Genomic DNA, 15743 nt, shown 5'->3' with positions numbered 1-15743 from the left:
ACTCCGGGGCGAATCGATCTTCGTCCACCGTGAGGGGCCCCGAACATGACCGACCGCGCCACCCGCTATCTCTACCTGGCCCGCCACGGCGAGGCCGCGTCCGAAGGCGACGGCAGCGGGCTCACAGCCGCCGGACGCCGACAGGCCGCCCTGCTGGGCCGGCGGCTGGCCGGCCGTCCGGTCTCGGTGCTGCACCACGGCCCGCTGCCCCGGGCCGCCGAGACCGCGCGGCTGGTCGCGGAACAACTGACCGGCGTGCGGCCGCAGCAGTGCGAGGAGGCCGGGGACTTCGTGCCGCACGTGCCCGAGCGGGACGAACTCCCCGATGACAGCGCCGAGTTCCTGCTGAACTTCCTCTTGTCCACCACGGCGCAGGAGCGGGAGCAGGGCGCCGCGCTGGCGCGGCGGGCCGTCGAGCGGTTCACCGGGCCGGTGCCGGGCCGCGAGGAGCGGCACGAGCTGGTCGTCACCCACGCCTTCCTGGTCGGCTGGCTGGTCCGGCACGCCCTGGACGCCCCGGCCTGGCGCTGGCTCGGCGTCAACGCCGCCAACGCGGCGCTGACCGTCCTGCGCTACGCGCCCGGCCGGCCGCCCGCCGTGCTGCTGCTGAACGACCAGGGCCACCTGCCTCAGGAGCTGCACTGGACCGGCTACCCTCCCCAACTCCGCTTCTGACAAGGGCCCGAGCGCCTCTCCGAGGGACCCCCGAAGGATCACCGGACGACCCTCGGAGGACCGCCGGAGCAGCCCCGACGGCCCGTCGACAAAAATATGCAGACCGGTCTACTATCGCCGCATGGGAGTCAAGGGCGAGGAGACCCGGGCCCGGCTGATCGCCGGCACCAGGGAACTGATCGAGGCGCAGGGCTACTTCGGGACCGGACTCAACCGGATCGTGGCCGCCACCGGCGCCCCGCGCGGCTCGCTCTACTTCCACTTCCCCGGCGGCAAGGACCAGTTGGTGGCCGCCGCACTCACCCAGGCCGGCCAGGAGGTCGAGGCGCTGCTCACGACGCTGGCCGGCGAGGGCGCCGACACCGCCACCCTCGCCGAGCAGCTGATCGAGGCCTTCGCCGAGCGCCTGGAGCGCTCGGACTACACCAGCGGCTGCCCGATCGCCACCGTCGCCCTGGAGGTGGCCGGCACCAACGAGACCCTGCGGACGGTCTGCGCCGGGCTGTACGCGGGCTGGCAGCAGGTCCTGGCCGACCGCCTGGAGCGCGAAGGCTTCGGCCCGGCGCAGGCCGGGGCCGCCGCCGGGCAGGCGCTCGCCCTGCTGGAGGGGGCCGTCCTGCTCGCCTCCGTCCGGCGCAGCCGCGAGCCACTGGACCACGCCCGGCACGCCGTCCGGCACTTGCTCGGCAGCCGGTAGACGGAGCGCGGGCGGCGGGCCGTTCCGCGCCGCCGCCCGCCCGCGCCCGAAAAATATGCAGACCGGTCTACTGATTCTGGATCCCTGGAGTTCACCGTGACGCCCGCCCCACCGCCCCGCACCCTCGTCCTCGGCGCCACCGGCTTCCTCGGCCGCTGGCTCGTCCTCGAACTCCTCGGCCGCGGCGAGCCGGTGGCCGCCGCCGTCCGCGACACCGCCGGCGCGGACACCCTGCGCCGGTGGCTGCACGACCACGGCGCGGACGGCACCGCGCCGACCACCGTCACCGCCGACCTCACCCGCCCCGGCCTCGGGCTCTCCCCCGAGGACGACGCCCGGCTCGGCGAGGTCCGCGACGTCCACAACCTCGCCGCCCGCTACGCCTTCGGCCTCACCCGCGCCCAGGCCGAACCCGCCAACGTCCACGGCGCGCTGCACGCCCTGCACTGGTCCGCCACCCGGCCCGGGCTGCGCCGCCTGGTCCACCTCTCCGGCTACCGCGTCGGCCGCGACCCGCGGCCGCGGTACCCCCTCGACCCCTCCGCCACCGCCACCCTCTACACCCGCCTCGGCGCGTACGAGGCCTCCAAGCACCTCGGCGACGCCGCCGTCCGGGTCACCGCACCCCGCCTCGGCGTCCCGCTCACCACCGTCAACCCCAGCAGCGTCATCGGCCACTCCCGGACCGGCGAGGCCGGCCAGTACCTGGGCCCGGCCCAGCTCGTCCGCCAACTCCACCGCGGGCGCCTCCCCCTGCTGCCCGGCACCCGGCGCACCTTCCTCCCCGTCGTCACCGTCGACCACCTGGCCCGCTTCCTCGCCGCCGTGCCCGAGCACGACCACGACCCGCTCGCGGCCCACACCGTCCTCGACCCCACCACCCCCTGCCTCCCCGAGCTGATCACCCTCCTCGCCCGCCACCTCGGCGTCCGCCCGCCCCGCGCCCTGATCCCCGTCCCCCTGGTCCGCCGCCTCCCCCGCGTCCTCACCGGCGCCGACCCGGAGACCCTCACCTTCCTCTCCGAGGACCGCTACGACACCGGCTCCGCCGATCGCCTCGCCGCCGACGCCGGCCTCACCCACCCGCCCCTCGCCCCGGCCCTGACCCGCTGGGCCACCCGCCTGGTCGAGGAGGGATTCGGCGCACCGTGACGCCGGCGTGGGAAGTCGGCCCGGCCGACTTCCCACGCGCCACGCGCCAGGCGTGTGACGTGCGGCAGTCGCCGTTGTCGGTCATCACCCGCTGGACGGCGGTTCCGGCCCGGGCCGAGCAGCCGTTCGCCCGGTGCCGGAACGCGGTGGCGGTCTCCTCGCGTTCGTCGGCCAGGGTCTCGCCGCGGGCGATCCGATAGTGAATCAGGACCGGTGAAAGGTGGCCGGGTTCAGGCCGAGCAGGTAGGCGATGCGGGCCGGTCCGATCCGGGCCTCCGCCGTACACCGCCCGCCCGAAATCCGCTTGCCGTGGTGCGGAGAATCGGGGGCGTGGCCATCACCAGAGCGCGGACCGTCGAGCTCGTCGCATCACCGCTGACCGAACTGCCGCCGGGGCACCGCGAGTTGGTGGTCCACGCGGTCGTGGAGCACAGCCTCGGGTGGATCATCTCCTGCGACTCGCCCGAGTTCGTCCGCACCGGCGACTGACAGCACGCGCTCATCGGCGGCGCGCCCTACCTGGTGGACCTGCACGACTGGGCGGCGCTCTACCTCCGGCAGGTCAAGGGCATCCGGCCGCCCGACCCCCTGGCGGCGGAGGTGCGCACGCTCGCGCGGGCGGACGGCGCGGTCGTCGCGATGGCGCACCTGCGCCGCCGGGCGCCGCGGCTGAGCATCCGGCAGGCGAAGGCGTACCTGCCGGCCGTACGGGAGGGGGCCGGGCCGCCCGAGTCGTTGGCGGACCTCACCGAGGAGAAGGTCGTCTGCCCTCCGTCGCCCATCGACACCGTACGGCCGGGACACGTCTGACCGGCTACGCCTCCCGCTCGAAGAGCAGCAGCGTCCAGTGGACCTCGCCCCGGCCGTGCAGGTCCGCGCGGGTGGCGCGGTGGAGGAGGCGCAGCCCGCAGTCGGCGGCGAGGGTGACGGTGGTCTCGTCCGGGAGGTCGAACATGTGGCGGCCCGGCGGGACGGGGCCGTGGCGGACGGTGAGGGCGAGCCGGCCCGCGGGGGCGAGGAGGCGGGTGAGGGCGGCCATCGCGGGTGGGCGCTCGGCGGGGGCGAGGTGCATCCAGACGGCGGTGAGCAGGACGAGGTCGTAGCACGCGCCCTCGGCGACGAGCGCGGGCAGTTCGGGCAGCGCGTCGGCGACCCAGCGCACGTCCGAGCCGGCGTGCAACCGCTCTCCGACGGCCCGGAGTTCAGGGGTCGGCTCGGCCGCGACCACCCGGTGGCCGAGGGCGGCGAGGGCGGCGGCGTCGCGGCCGGTGCCGGCGCCGACGTCCAGGACGGACGCGGGCGGGGCCGGGTACAGGTGGCGCAGCTCGCGGTGCACCTCGGTGAAGCTCACGCTCTCGTACTGGACGGCGAGTTGCTCGGCCGCCGCGCCGTACCCGGCGGTCCCCGCGGGCGTGTTCACTCCGCCTCCCGGACGGCCACCGCGTCCCCGGCCGCGGCCGCGCGGGCGAAGAAGTCCCGCAGGTCGTGGACGACGAGCGTCGCCCAGACCTCGGACCACGGCGTCGGGTAGCCGAGGTGCACGGCCGTACGGGCGAGCACGCTGTTCTGCTGTCGGACGAGTTCGCCGAGCGCCGAGTCGCGCAGGAACGCGGAGGCCGCCACGACCTGTTCGGGGCGCAGCACGGGCACGGCACCGTCCGGCAGTGCGCCGTCCGGCTGGCGCCGTCCGCCGCCGTAGACGGGCAGTCGGGCGGCCGGGTCGGGATGCAGGCCGTTCTCGGTGAGCGCGAGTTCCATCAGGACGGCGGTGCGCCGCACGCCGAGGGCGAGGCCGGCGGCGGCCAGCCGGTCGTACCGGACGTCGCGGTCGCGGGGCACGAGTTCGCCGAGTTGCTCCGGCGAGCAGGTGCCCACGGCCCGGCCCGGCAGGCGATGCCAGAAGTGATCCACTCTCACCCGCTCAGCGTAACGAAGGAACGGGGCCGTCACTCCTGCACCGAGCGGTTCGGGTCGCACCGCACCGCGCCACATCCGTTCAGGCCGGGACATACCGGACCGCCCGGAACCCGCCCGGCTCGCCCGGACCGTGCGTTCGGGCGGTGCGTTCGGGCGGTGCGTTCAGGCTTCGCCCGGGTGCCAGGCGGGCCACTCCCAGGGACGGTCGGCCCAGTGGACCCGTTGCGGGTCGTGCGGGTCGAGGTCCGGGAAGAGCTGGTGGACGCGCGGCTCGAACTCCTCCTGCGCGAGCGGTTCCCAGCCGTGGCCCTCGAAGTGGATGAGGCGGTAGCGGCTGTCGGTCCGGAACTCGGCCACTTCGACCAGGGGTTTGGACGTGCTGTTGGTCTCCATGTCCCCCAGCATGTGGCGCGGTGGCAATCAACGCCCGTCCAGACCCCTCTTCCGGGTCATGTCCCGGCGTCGGCGCGCTCGTTGAGCACGGAAAGGTTCTGAGGGGGGCCGCTGGAAGGACGAGCACATGACTGGGCAGCCCACCGGAGGGCAGTGGCAGTGGCCGCAGAACGCTTGGCAGCCGCCGCCGGTCCCGACGAATCCGCTACCGCCGTGGTCCACCGCCACGCCGCCGCCGAGGCGTCTGTCACGCAGGGCCTGGACGGCCGCGATGGTCGGGACGGGCGCCGTGCTGGCCTCCGTCCTGGTGATGTGCGGGCCGGGGGCGGGTGACGAGCTGAGCGTGGCGGCGCTGCCGGAGGCCTCGCCCTCCGCCTCGGACCCGGCGGCGCAGTTGCTGCCGGTCTCCCCGTCACCGGCCACGCCGGCACCGTCCCCGCTGCCGCCGCCCACCCCGAGCGCGGTGATCGCGGTGGGCGGGCCGGGTACGACGGCGGCCGGGCCCGGGGCCGGTGCGACGACCGACGCCGCGCACGCCTCGGCGAGCGCGCGCCCCAAGCCGGGGCACAGCCCGCACGCCCCGGCTCCGGCCCGCGGCCCGTCGGCCGCGCCCACCTCGGCGGGTGCCGGGGCGGGCGGGGGCCGGAGCAGCATCTGCGACCAGGCCGAGCGGGCGGGCCACTGGCCGGCCGGGTCGGAGTCGGCCCGGCTCTGCCACAGCATCTACGGCTGAATCCACGGCTGAGCCGAGGGCGGCCCCGGAGTCATGGACGCGGCCGAACCGGTCGGGCCGGTCGGCACAACCGAACCGGTCGGAGCAAACCGAACCGGTCGGGCCGGCCTACCCGGTGGGGCCGGTCGGCGCGGTCGATCCGGTCGGCGCGGCAGAACCGGCCGGTGCGCCCGGGGCTCCCGCCGTCCCCAGCAGTCCCTTGTCCAGCCGGGGTGCCAGTACCCGCGCCAGGGTGTCGGTGATGTGCCCGGTGTCCCGGTACAGCACCACGCCCTCCAGCACCGCCGGGCAGGAGGGCCCGGCGCCGGGGCAGAGCAGCGGACCGAGGTCGAGGGTCCGCACCCCGTACCGGGCGGCGAGCCCGCCGTCCAGCACCGGGTCGGGCTCGAAGGCGGTGTCGCGCGGGAAGAAGCAGGCGTCCGAGCGCCCGTCGGAGGCGGCCAGGCAGGTCGGGATGTCCTTGCCGGGCATCGGGGTGTCGCCGAGGTAGGCGAGCGGGGCGCCGAGCGCGGTGAGCCGGTCCAGGGTGCGGGTCCAGCCCTCGGCGCGCTCCTCCTGGCTGCCGTACCGGTTGAGCCCCGCCATCAGGACCAGGCGCGGCTTGGGGCCGGAGGTCAGCCGGGTGAGGGTGTTCTCGCGCCAGCGGTCGCACTCGTCGAAGGTGCGGCCGAGGACGTTGTTGCGCACGGTGAGGGTGGCCAGCGGGCAGCCGGGCTTGACCAGGACCTCCAGGGCCCAGTGCCGCTGCTCGGCCAGGGCGAGGCCGGCGGAGATCCACTGCCCGGCGTGGGAGTCGCCGAGCAGCACGATCCGGTCGGGGCTGTCCTCGGCGCCGAAGAGGCAGCGCGGGCTGCTGTCGGCGTTGAGCGGGATCTCGCAGCCCTTGCCGGGCGGGAAGTCCTCCCGGGCGCGGGCCAGCGACGGCGTCAGGGTGAGCACCCGGGCGCCGGGGGCGAGCAGGCTCGGGCCGTCGGCGGCTCCGGCGGGGGCTGCCACGGGCCCGGCGGCGGGGTCGCCGAGTGCGCGCACGGTGCCGCCGCCGAGGGTGAGCGCGGCGATCAGCGGGATGACCAGGGCGCTGGCGCCGACCGCGAGCCCGCGCCGGGGGGCGGGGCTGCTGCCGTAGCGCAGCGGCTGTTCGACCAGCCGCAGGGTGAGCCAGGCGGGCAGCGCGGCGGCGGCGGTGAGCGCGAGCAGGGTGCTCCAGGGCAGCGGACCGTAGCGGGCCTGGGCGATGGTCAGCACCGGCCAGTGCCAGAGGTACCAGGCGTACGAGAGTCGTCCGGCGGCGCGCAGCGGGCGGGTGGCGAGCAGCCGTCCGGCGTCGGCGGCGCCGGGGGTGCCGTGCCCGGCGAGCAGGACGGCGGCGGTGCCGAGGACGGGCAGCAGCGCGGCGGTGCCGGGGAAGGGGGTGTTGCGGTCGTACAGGAACACCGGCGTGAGCACGGCGGCGAGGCCGAGCCAACCGAGCACCCGCAGCGTCCGCACCACCGGGCGCCGCTCGGCGCGGGCGGCCAGCGCCGGGCCCGCCAGCGCCGCGCAGGCGCCGGCCGCGAACTCCCAGAGCCGGCTGCCGGTGGAGAAGTAGGCGAGCGGCGCGGAGGTGGCCGTCCAGCGCAGGCAGAGCGCGAGCGAGACCCCGCCGACGGCCACCGTGGCGAGGGTGATCGCCAGGGTGCGGCGGCGCCCGTGGAGGTAGCGGGCGAGGCCGAGCAGCAGCACGCCCCAGAGCAGGTAGAACTGGTTCTCCACGCCCAGCGACCAGAAGTGCTGCAGCGGGCTGGGGTCGCGTTCGGCGGCCAGGTAGTCGGTCTGCTCGCCGACGAAGCGCCAGTTGGCGAACTGGCCGGCGGAGGCGATCAGGTCGCGGGCGAGGTCGGTGCCGCGCAGCGGGTCGAGCAGGGCGCCGCCGGCGACGGCGGTGGCGACCAGCACGGTGGCGGCGGCGGGCAGGATGCGCCGGGCGCGGCGGGCGGCGAAGTCCCACAGGCCGAGCGGGCGTCCGACGAGCAGGCCGGTGATCAGGAAGCCGGAGACGACGAAGAAGACGTCGACGCCGACGAAGCCGCCGGTCAGGCCCGGGACGGCGGAGTGGAAGGCGAGGACGGAGAGCACGGCGACGCCGCGCAGCCCCTCGATGTCGGGGCGGAAGGCGCTGCGCCGGCGGGTCTGCCCGCTCTCGGCGACGGCGGCGCCCTGCGGGGCGGCGGGTTCCCGGCCCACCCGGACGACGCCGGGCAGCAGGTCGGTGGGTGTGTCGGTCGCGGCGGGCGCGGCCGGCGGCGACGAGGCCGGGGAGGACGACGGGGCCGAGGCGGATGAGGAGGACGAGGCTGAGGACGATGGTACGGCCGTTGACACGGCGGTGCTCCTTGCAGGGCTGGCAGCGGTTTGTCGGGCCCGCCGGGCCGATGGGGCGGCCGGGCGGTGTCCGCGCCGGTGGGGCGACGCGCAAGGAAACTCGGTGGGACAGAGGCGATGTGACGGTGAGTCAGAAAATCAGCGGGTCGGCCCAGCCGGAGGCCAGCAGCCCGCACAGCAGCAGTACGGCGGTGACGGCGACGGCCTCGGCCCGTCCGAACCCGAGGTCGGAGCGGCCCGGTGCGGGCGCGGCGACCTCGCCGACGGCGGCTCCCTTGCCGCCACCGGTGCCGTTGAGCAGCGGCCGCAGTTCCCGGATCAGCGGGATCATGGTGTACGCGGTGAGTGCGAGCAGCCCGGCGAGCGCCCAGTACGGCCGCCAGCCGTGCAGCAGCGCGGCCCGGACCAGTCCGGCGGCGCCCGCGAGGACGACGAACCCGAGCCAGCCGACCCCGATCCGGGCGACGGCACGGGCGAGCGAGCTGCCGCCGGACACGGCGCCGGTGGGCACCCAGTCGGCGGAGCGGCGGCGCAGCGCGTGCACGATGGCGACCACGTGGCAGAGCCCGCCGAGGAGTTGGACCCGGGTGACCTCGAAGCGCCAGCGGGTGCGGGACATCGCGGGCAGCAGCACCAGGGCGACCCAGATCGGCGGCAGGAACGGCAGCACCTGCCAGGGCTGGATCTCCTCGGGCCGGAAGAACAGCATGATCAGGGCGGGCAGCGGCACGGCGAAGACGTTCACGGCGCTGGTGACGTAGCCGAGGATGCCGTTCCAGAAGCAGAGCCGGGCGGACCGCGGGAGCGGCCCCTTGCGGAAGTCCGGGTCGCGGACCAGGGCCAGGGAGCCGAGGCACCAGCGATACTGCTGGCTGATGAAGGCGGGCAGGCCGGTGGGCGACATGCCCTTGGCGACCAGCGCGGGGACGTAGCGGGTGGCCCATCCGGCGCGGGCGAGGGCGAGGCCGGTGTAGAGGTCCTCGCTGTGGTCGATCTCGGCGAAGCCGCCGATCCGCTTCAGCGCGGCGCGGCGGTAGAGGGCGTTGGTGCCGCAGCAGACGGTGCCGTCCTGCGCGTCCCGGGAGGGCTGGATCCAGCGGTAGAAGATCTCCTGGGTGGCTCCCGCGGCGCGTTCGAGCCAGGACATGTCGGCGTCCGTGTCGAAGCACTGCGGGCTCTGCACGATGCCGACCTCGGGGTTGTCGAGGTAGGGCACCAGGTGGTGCAGGAAGTCGGGGCGGGGGCAGAAGTCGGCGTCCAGGACGGCGACGATCTCGCCGGTGCCCTCGGCCAGGCCGTGGTTGAGGTTGCCGGCCTTCTTGAACCGGCCCCGGTCGGGCCGGGCGTGGTACTGGAAGCCGTAGGACTCGGCGAGTCGGCGCACCTCGGGGCGGCCGGCGTCGTCGAGGACCAGCACGGTCAGCTCGCCGGGCCACCGGACGGCCGCGGTGTGCCGGTAGGCGTTGTCGAGGACGGCCAGTGGTTCACCGGCGGTCGGCAGCAGCAGGTCGACGCTCGGGGCGCGGTCGGGGTTCCAGGCGCGCAGCAGCAGGTCGTGGGAGTCGCGGGTGAAGCGCCGGGCGCGCTGGCCGTCGGTGAGCGAGAGCAGCCAGGTGGCCGCGTTGAGCACGGTGAGCACCAGGAAGGGCCAGAGCAGCGGCTTGCTGAGGGCGAACAGGCCGAGCGTGGCGGTGGCTCCCGCGTAGGACAGGGTGGCGCAGAGCAGCACCCAGCGGCGCTGCGGGCCGAAGTACCAGTAGAGCTCCTCGTCGTCGGGCGGGCTGGGCAGGCGGTGGTCGTCCGGGTCCGCGGGTGTCCGGCGCGGACCGGTGTCGGATGCGGGCATGGCGGTGCCATGGAGTACGGGCATGCGGAAATGGCCCCCCTGGGCAGCGGACGGAGCGTGGCCGTTCGCGCTCAGCTTCTCACATTGGCCTAGACCAATAATGAACGAGGTATGACATCTCCGCATCGCCCCAGCTCAGTGACTTGACCATGCGTCACCTGCGGAGATCCGGTCCAGCGGAACTGAACCGGACCCCGAGGCAGAGCCGTTCCGGGGGTCGTCAACTCCCCGGCCGGTCACGGCTCCAGCACCGCCACAACCGTCAACTTCCGTACACGGACGTCCATTCCGTCAGGAATCCGCCTTCAAGTCCTTGACGAGGTGGGCGAACCGGAGGTCCGGCCGGAGCGGGATGCCGAAGCGCTCGTCGCCGTACGGGAACGGGCTGAACTCCCCGGTGCGCCGGTAGCCGCGCCGCTCGTACCAGGCGATCAGGTCGGCGCGCTGCTCGATCACCGTCATCTCCATCGCGCCGACGCCCCACCGCTCGACGGCCAGCCGCTCCGCCTCGGCCAGCACGGCCCGGCCGATCCCGCCGCCCTGGAGACCCGGGCGCACCGAGAACATCCCGAAGTACGCCCGCTCGCCGCGCTGTTCCAGCTGGCAGCAGGCGAGCAGCTCGCCGTCCCGCTCGGCCAGCAGCACCAGGCCCTCGGGGTGGCCCACGGCCTCCGTGACGGCCTCCGGGTTGGTGCGCCGGCCGTCCAGCAGGTCCGCCTCGGTGGTCCACCCGGCCCGACTGGAGTCGCCCCGGTAGGCGGACTCGACCAGGGCGACCAGCGCCGGGACGTCGGCGGGCGTGGCGGGCCGGAACACGGGCTCCCCGTCGGGCCGGGCGGAATCGGTGGCGGTCTCGGTCATGGCTGGTCCTCTCCTCACGTGCGGGGCCGCCCGTGGTGGCCGGCCCGCGGGCATCGTGCCACAGCGCGCCGGGCGCACCCGGAGCCGCCCCGGAGCCCCCCTCCGGCGCCGTCCGCAGCCCGCTCCCCTCCCCACCCCCGGCCGACCGGACCGGCAGAACCGGCAACGCCGGTTGCCGGTCGCGGTGTTCCGGCACATCTGACGTGCGTTCACTATGTGAAAAAAGATGCCTGGTGGCGGTGCCAGGTACATGGCTACTCTGCGGTACGGCCGGTCAGGCCCCGGCCGAACCGGGTCATTTCGACCCTCCCCATGCTCGGACCAGAGGAGTGCCCATGCCCCGCTCTTCCCGCTCCGCCCGCACCACCGGCACCGACAGACCGGCCCGCCGCCGTCTGCCCGCGCTCGCCGCCCTCGCCGCCGCGACCGCCCTGGTCGCCGGCGTGGCCGCCCCCGCGTACGCGGCCGAACCCACCCCTGTCGCCCCCGTCGCCGAGGGCCGCCCCGGCTTCCACCCCGAGCAGGACTTCGCGGGCTCCACCGTCGCCGCCCGCGAGGGCCGCAGCGCCGCCGCCCCGTTCGCCTCCCTCGCCGCCACCCAGACCCCGGGGCTGGACGTCTCCAGCTACCAGGGCAACGTCAACTGGTCCTCGGTGGCCGCCAACGGCGCCAAGTTCGCCTACGTCAAGGCCACCGAGGGCACCGGCTACACCAACCCGTCCTTCGCCCAGCAGTACAACGGCTCCTACAACGCCGGGCTGGTCCGCGGCGCCTACCACTTCGCGCTGCCGAACGCCTCCTCCGGCGCCACCCAGGCCACCTACTTCGTCAGCCACGGCGGCGGCTGGTCCGCCGACGGCAAGACCCTGCCGCCCGCGCTGGACATCGAGTACAACCCCTACGGCGCCACCTGCTACGGCCTCAGCCAGAGCGCCATGGTCAGCTGGATCCGGGACTTCAGCAACACCGTGCACTCCCGCACCGGCCGCTACCCCACCATCTACACCACCACCAACTGGTGGACCCAGTGCACCGGCAACAACGGCGGCTTCGGCACCACCAACCCGCTCTGGATAGCCCGCTACGCCTCCTCCGTCGGCACCCTGCCGAACGGCTGGGGCTACCAGACCTTCTGGCAGTTCGCCGACTCCGGCACCTTCCCCGGTGACCAGAACTACTTCAACGGCGCGGCCGACCGCCTCCGCGCCCTCGCCCTGGGCTGACGGCCGACGGCTGACGGCTGACGGCTTGACGGCTTGACGGCCGACGGCTGACGGCTTAACGGCCGACACACCCGCGCCGGTGCGGGGCGCCGCAGCGCGTCCCGCACCGGCCGGTGTCGGACCGACGGGGTTCACAGGGCCTTGAGGCCGTCCAGCAGCTGCTGGCCGCCCGGGCTGCCGAGGCCGGTGCACGGGTCCCAGCCGGGCCCCGAGGGGTACGCCCCGTTGCTGCCGACGGTGATGTCCCGCAGGACGCCGGTCGCGAAGTGCGCGTACAGCAGCGGGTTGAGGAAGCCGACCCGGTGGCCGAGCCCCTGGTTGATCCGGGCCAGCAGGGCGGCCCACATCGGGGCCGACGCGCTGGTGCCGCCGACCAGGTCGACGTGCACGCCGTCCACGTTCGGGACGACCACGCCGGTGTTCCGGGAGGCGACCGCGGACACGTCGGGCACACCCCGGCCCTGCACGTGCGGCGGGTTCGCGGCGACCGGCATCGCGAGGCCGACCTGGTACGGGGGCACCGGGAACATCCTGCTGATGCCGCCCCCGGTCCGCGCCCCCGGTCCGTCGTCCCAGACGATCTCCTTGTCGACCCCGCCGCCCTGGACCACCAGGTGGGTGCCGCCGACGCCGAGCACGTGCGGGCTGGACGCGGGGAAGTCGGCGTGGGCCCGCTCGCCGAAGTGGACGTCCCGGGAGCCGTCGTCGCCCGAGGCGCAGCAGATGCTGATGTCCTTGGTGCCGGCGTTGATGAAGACGCCGTCGACGTTGGCGACGCCCGCGGGGGTCCAACGCGGGCCCCCGTCCTCGGTGTTGCCGTAGCTGCTGGAGATCACCGTGGGCCGGTTGACGGTGTCGGTCGCGATCTGGTTGATCAGATCGGTCCAGCCCTGTTCGGTGAACTTGCTGAAGTAGACGACGATCTTCGCCCCGGGTGCGAGGGAGCCGACCACCGCGAGGTCGAGCATGATCTCGTCGGTGCTGTCGAACGGGTCCGCGGTGGCGTCGCCCGGGCCCGGGTCGTTGCCGGGGGATCCGACGTTCTGGATCACCACGTTGGTGATGTCCGGCACGGGCAGCCCCAGTGCGGTGAAGTACGTGCTCAACGCGTCCGACGAGTAGCCGCCGGAGGGCACACCGGGCGACGTCTCGCCGTTGAAGGCGAGGACGGCGATGCACTGGCCGGTGCCGTCGAGACCGGCCGGGTAGGTGTACGGCTTCGCGAGCTGGTGCGGGAAGAAGACGCCCGTCGGCAGAGCCGGTACGGCCTTCGCCGTGATCGGGAGGCTGACGTCCGTCCGGTGGATCAGCAGGTTGGCGCCGATCGGCCGGTCGTCCAGGCCGAACACGCCGGTGATGACGCCGCTCAGCTCCTCGGGGACGTGGACGGCGCCCTCGCGGCCGCGGTAGACGCGGGGGTTGTCGCGGGCGTCCTGGTAGCGGTAGCGGGCCAGGGTGACCCGGAAGGCGTCCGCGACGTCCCCGGTGGTGCCGGTCAGCTGGACGCTGCGGGCCAGCGGGTTCTCGTTGGAGACGGCGAGGCGGTGCTCGGCGGCGAAGGTCTCGACGGCCTTCAGGTCGGTGTCGCGCCAGCGGTGGACGGCGGCGTACTCGTCGTCGGTGGGGACGGTCCGGCGGGTCGGCGGCTGGAGCGCCAGCTCGTACAGGTCCGGCCGCGGGGGCGCGTCGGGGTCGCGCCGCAGGTAGACGGTGACGGTCAGGGGTGCCCGTGGGTCGGCCGGTCCGATGACCCGCGCTCCGTCGAGCGGAACGCGGGAGCTGTCCGGCAGCGCCACATAGTGGTTGGTCGACATGATCGCTCCAGCGGTCGGGTCAGCGCCGGGAGCCTCGCGACTCTTGGTCGCGTGCTTTCGACTGTCCGTGTACGGCACACGCTTATGTCGTACACGTACAGCGTCCTCCCGGCCCCCGGCACCGTCAAGGGGACGCAGGGGGGACGCGAAGTGGACGCGAACAGGAACGCGACAGGACGCCGACGGGCGCCACCCCCGGCCGGAGCCGGAGGCGGCGCCACGGGCTGCCCGGACTCAGCCGTCGATGCGGTGCTGGCTCCAGAAGGAGGTCAGGTCCACGGTGGTGGCGGCCTGGGCCGCGGCCTTGAACTCCGCGGTGGTGGAGACGCCGTTCCAGTGCGCCTGCGCGTAGTTCCGCAGCAGCGCGGTCATCGCGGTGTCGCCGATCGTCCGGCGCAGGTCGTGCAGGGCGCACTTGCCGTAGCCGTAGACGACCGTGGAGTACCGCGAGGAGTTGGCGTCCCAGTACGCCATCGAGTTGGTGATCTTCTCCGCCGAGGAGGCCCAGGAGACGCTGTTCCAGCAGCCGTTGCCGGTCTTGCCGAGGGCGAGGTCGGTGGCGTAGTCGGTGAAGGCCTCGTCCAGCCAGGGGGCGTTGTACTCGTCGTCGCCCACGATGCCGTACCACCACTGGTGGCCGATCTCGTGGGTGAGCGCCGTGGTGCTGACCAGGTCGAGGACGAAGCCCGGGTACTCCATGCCGCCGAACCAGAAGTTGTTGTCGATCACCGCGTCCAGTTCGCCGTACGGGTAGGCGCCGAAGCGCTGGGCGTGGGCGTCGACCGCCGAGGTCGCGGTGGAGAGCATCGACTTGGAGTCGGCCGCGCTGATGCCCGCCACCGAGTAGACGTTGACCTTCACCCCGGCCGCCGAGGTGCCGGAGATCCTGGTGAACGGTCCGGCGCCCCAGGCGAAGTCGCGCACCTTGCTCGCGGTCGCCTTGGTGACGGTCCGGCCGGTCGTGCCGGGGGTGTCCACCGAGGTGCCGGTCGCGGGGACCAGCAGGCCGGTCGGATGGTCCAGGGTGACGGTGAAGTCCGAGGCCATCGAGTAGAAGGACTCGCCGTTGTTGGTGTACGGGTCGAGGTGCCAGCCGGCCGCGTCCCGTATCGCCAGGACGGGCAGGGCGTTGCCGAGGAAGTTGTACGCGCCGTCGTGGCCGAAGCGGTCCGCGCCGCTCGGCACGGTGATGCCGAGGTCGAAGCCGACGGTGCCGCTCTGGCCCTGGGCGAGCGGGGCCGGCAGGGTGATCTTGAGCGCGGTGCAGTTCACCGTGAGCGGGGAGGGCGTGCCGCCGGTCACGTTGGTGACCGTGATCGGGGTGCTGGGGCAGCTGCCGTGGGCGTTGTCCCACAGCCGCAGGTACACCTCGTTCAGCGCGGTGGGCGAGGCGTTGCTGAAGGTCACGCTCTCGTGCCCGGTCCAACTGCCACCGGAGGCGTCGCTGGTGAGGTCGACGGTGTACGCCGGCGCGGCCGGGGTGCGGGTCGGGTCGCCGGGCTGGGGGGTGGTCCCGCCGCCGGAGACGTCCAGGGTGACGTCGTCCAGCACGAAGCTGGTCTGCAGGCTGGCGTCCTCGACGCCGGTGAAGGCGAGCGTCGCGGTCTGGCCGGCGAAGGCGGAGACGTCGACGGTCTTGTGCACGTACCCGCTCAGGGCGTCCAGGTTGGAGTACGTGGCCACCGTGGTGGAGCCGAGTTTGACGGTCAGCTTGTCGTAGGCCGTGCCGGCGGTCGTCTCGGCGGTGTCGACGTGCAGCCAGAAGCCGAGCGTCGCGGTGCCGCACCCGGCGGGGAGGGTGACGGACTGCGAGAGGGTGTCGGTGTGGCTGGAGCCGTAGCCGTCGAGCCAGGCGTAGGAGCTGCCGGAGTGCGCGCTCTGGCCGCTGTCGGCGGTGATCGCGCCGCTCGGCGCCGTCCAGGGCGAACTGCCGGACTCGAAGCCGCCGTTGGCCACGACCTGGGCGGGTGTGCAGTCCGCGGCGCTCGCCACGGTGGGGGTGGCGAGCGCCGCGAGGCCGGTCGCCGCGAACAGCGCGGCGCCGGTCAGGGCAGGCAGGAGTCTTTTCATC

General features: G+C 74.3%; 15 protein-coding genes. 7 read left to right on the top strand and 8 right to left on the bottom strand.

What is annotated here, in order from left to right; all coding sequences use genetic code 11:
- Positions 1 to 45 precede the first annotated feature (45 nt).
- The 5 genes from ACZ6EM_RS08755 to ACZ6EM_RS08735 all read left to right on the top strand — a co-directional run bounded on the left by ACZ6EM_RS08755 (position 46) and on the right by ACZ6EM_RS08735 (position 3334).
- A complete protein-coding gene (locus ACZ6EM_RS08755; protein WP_465772093.1) occupies positions 46 to 675 on the top strand; it encodes a histidine phosphatase family protein in 630 nt (209 codons plus the stop codon).
- Positions 676 to 796: 121 nt separating this feature from the next.
- Positions 797 to 1372, top strand: coding sequence for a TetR/AcrR family transcriptional regulator (locus tag ACZ6EM_RS08750; RefSeq protein ID WP_401056483.1), 576 nt, complete (start codon positions 797 to 799; stop codon positions 1370 to 1372).
- 96 nt (positions 1373 to 1468) lie between these two features.
- On the top strand, positions 1469 to 2524 hold the full coding sequence (locus ACZ6EM_RS08745; RefSeq protein WP_465772092.1) for an SDR family oxidoreductase: 1056 nt from the start codon (positions 1469 to 1471) through the stop codon (positions 2522 to 2524).
- Positions 2525 to 2854: 330 nt separating this feature from the next.
- Complete coding sequence (locus ACZ6EM_RS08740) at positions 2855 to 3013, top strand: hypothetical protein (RefSeq protein ID WP_465772091.1); 159 nt, start codon at positions 2855 to 2857, stop codon at positions 3011 to 3013.
- 33 nt (positions 3014 to 3046) lie between these two features.
- A complete protein-coding gene (locus tag ACZ6EM_RS08735; RefSeq protein ID WP_465772090.1) occupies positions 3047 to 3334 on the top strand; it encodes a hypothetical protein in 288 nt (95 codons plus the stop codon).
- Positions 3335 to 3338: 4 nt separating this feature from the next.
- On the opposite strand, the gene ACZ6EM_RS08730 is transcribed toward ACZ6EM_RS08735, so the two are convergent.
- The 3 genes from ACZ6EM_RS08730 to ACZ6EM_RS08720 form a co-directional block, all read right to left on the bottom strand.
- Entirely contained in the window at positions 3339 to 3944 is a 606-nt protein-coding gene (locus tag ACZ6EM_RS08730; protein WP_465772089.1) for a class I SAM-dependent methyltransferase, read from the bottom strand.
- Entirely contained in the window at positions 3941 to 4441 is a 501-nt protein-coding gene (locus tag ACZ6EM_RS08725) for a hypothetical protein (RefSeq protein WP_465772088.1), read from the bottom strand. Before ACZ6EM_RS08725 ends, ACZ6EM_RS08730 begins: the two co-directional genes overlap by 4 nt.
- A 162-nt stretch (positions 4442 to 4603) precedes the next feature.
- Positions 4604 to 4834 (bottom strand): hypothetical protein, encoded by a 231-nt coding sequence (locus tag ACZ6EM_RS08720; RefSeq protein WP_380549316.1) that lies wholly within the window; start codon positions 4832 to 4834, stop codon positions 4604 to 4606.
- 271 nt (positions 4835 to 5105) lie between these two features.
- Between ACZ6EM_RS08720 and ACZ6EM_RS08715 the strand changes: the two genes are divergently transcribed.
- Positions 5106 to 5567 (top strand): hypothetical protein, encoded by a 462-nt coding sequence (locus ACZ6EM_RS08715; protein ID WP_401054183.1) that lies wholly within the window; start codon positions 5106 to 5108, stop codon positions 5565 to 5567.
- A 108-nt stretch (positions 5568 to 5675) separates the two neighbouring features.
- On the opposite strand, the gene ACZ6EM_RS08710 is transcribed toward ACZ6EM_RS08715, so the two are convergent.
- From ACZ6EM_RS08710 to ACZ6EM_RS08700, 3 genes are all read right to left on the bottom strand, one after another.
- Entirely contained in the window at positions 5676 to 7928 is a 2253-nt protein-coding gene (locus ACZ6EM_RS08710) for an acyltransferase family protein (protein ID WP_465772087.1), read from the bottom strand.
- 130 nt (positions 7929 to 8058) lie between these two features.
- The gene (locus ACZ6EM_RS08705; RefSeq protein WP_401053309.1) at positions 8059 to 9798 is read right to left on the bottom strand and encodes a glycosyltransferase family 2 protein; all 1740 of its coding nucleotides are present in this window, start codon (positions 9796 to 9798) and stop codon (positions 8059 to 8061) included.
- A 267-nt stretch (positions 9799 to 10065) separates the two neighbouring features.
- Complete coding sequence (locus tag ACZ6EM_RS08700) at positions 10066 to 10635, bottom strand: GNAT family N-acetyltransferase (protein ID WP_401053307.1); 570 nt, start codon at positions 10633 to 10635, stop codon at positions 10066 to 10068.
- Between the two features lie 335 nt (positions 10636 to 10970).
- On the opposite strand from ACZ6EM_RS08700, the gene ACZ6EM_RS08695 reads away from it, so the two are divergent.
- The gene (locus tag ACZ6EM_RS08695; RefSeq protein WP_452180747.1) at positions 10971 to 11858 is read left to right on the top strand and encodes a lysozyme; all 888 of its coding nucleotides are present in this window, start codon (positions 10971 to 10973) and stop codon (positions 11856 to 11858) included.
- Positions 11859 to 11989: 131 nt separating this feature from the next.
- Here ACZ6EM_RS08695 and ACZ6EM_RS08690 read toward each other — a convergent pair whose 3' ends face one another.
- Both ACZ6EM_RS08690 and ACZ6EM_RS08685 read right to left on the bottom strand, forming a co-directional pair.
- A complete protein-coding gene (locus tag ACZ6EM_RS08690) occupies positions 11990 to 13672 on the bottom strand; it encodes a S53 family peptidase (RefSeq protein WP_452180748.1) in 1683 nt (560 codons plus the stop codon).
- Between the two features lie 234 nt (positions 13673 to 13906).
- A complete protein-coding gene (locus ACZ6EM_RS08685) occupies positions 13907 to 15742 on the bottom strand; it encodes a M1 family metallopeptidase (protein WP_465772085.1) in 1836 nt (611 codons plus the stop codon).
- Position 15743 lies beyond the last annotated feature (1 nt).

The organism is Kitasatospora sp. NPDC041917 (genome assembly GCF_055589745.1).
Note: the sequence above shows the minus strand (reverse complement) of the source record. Positions and strands in the feature narration are given on the sequence as shown.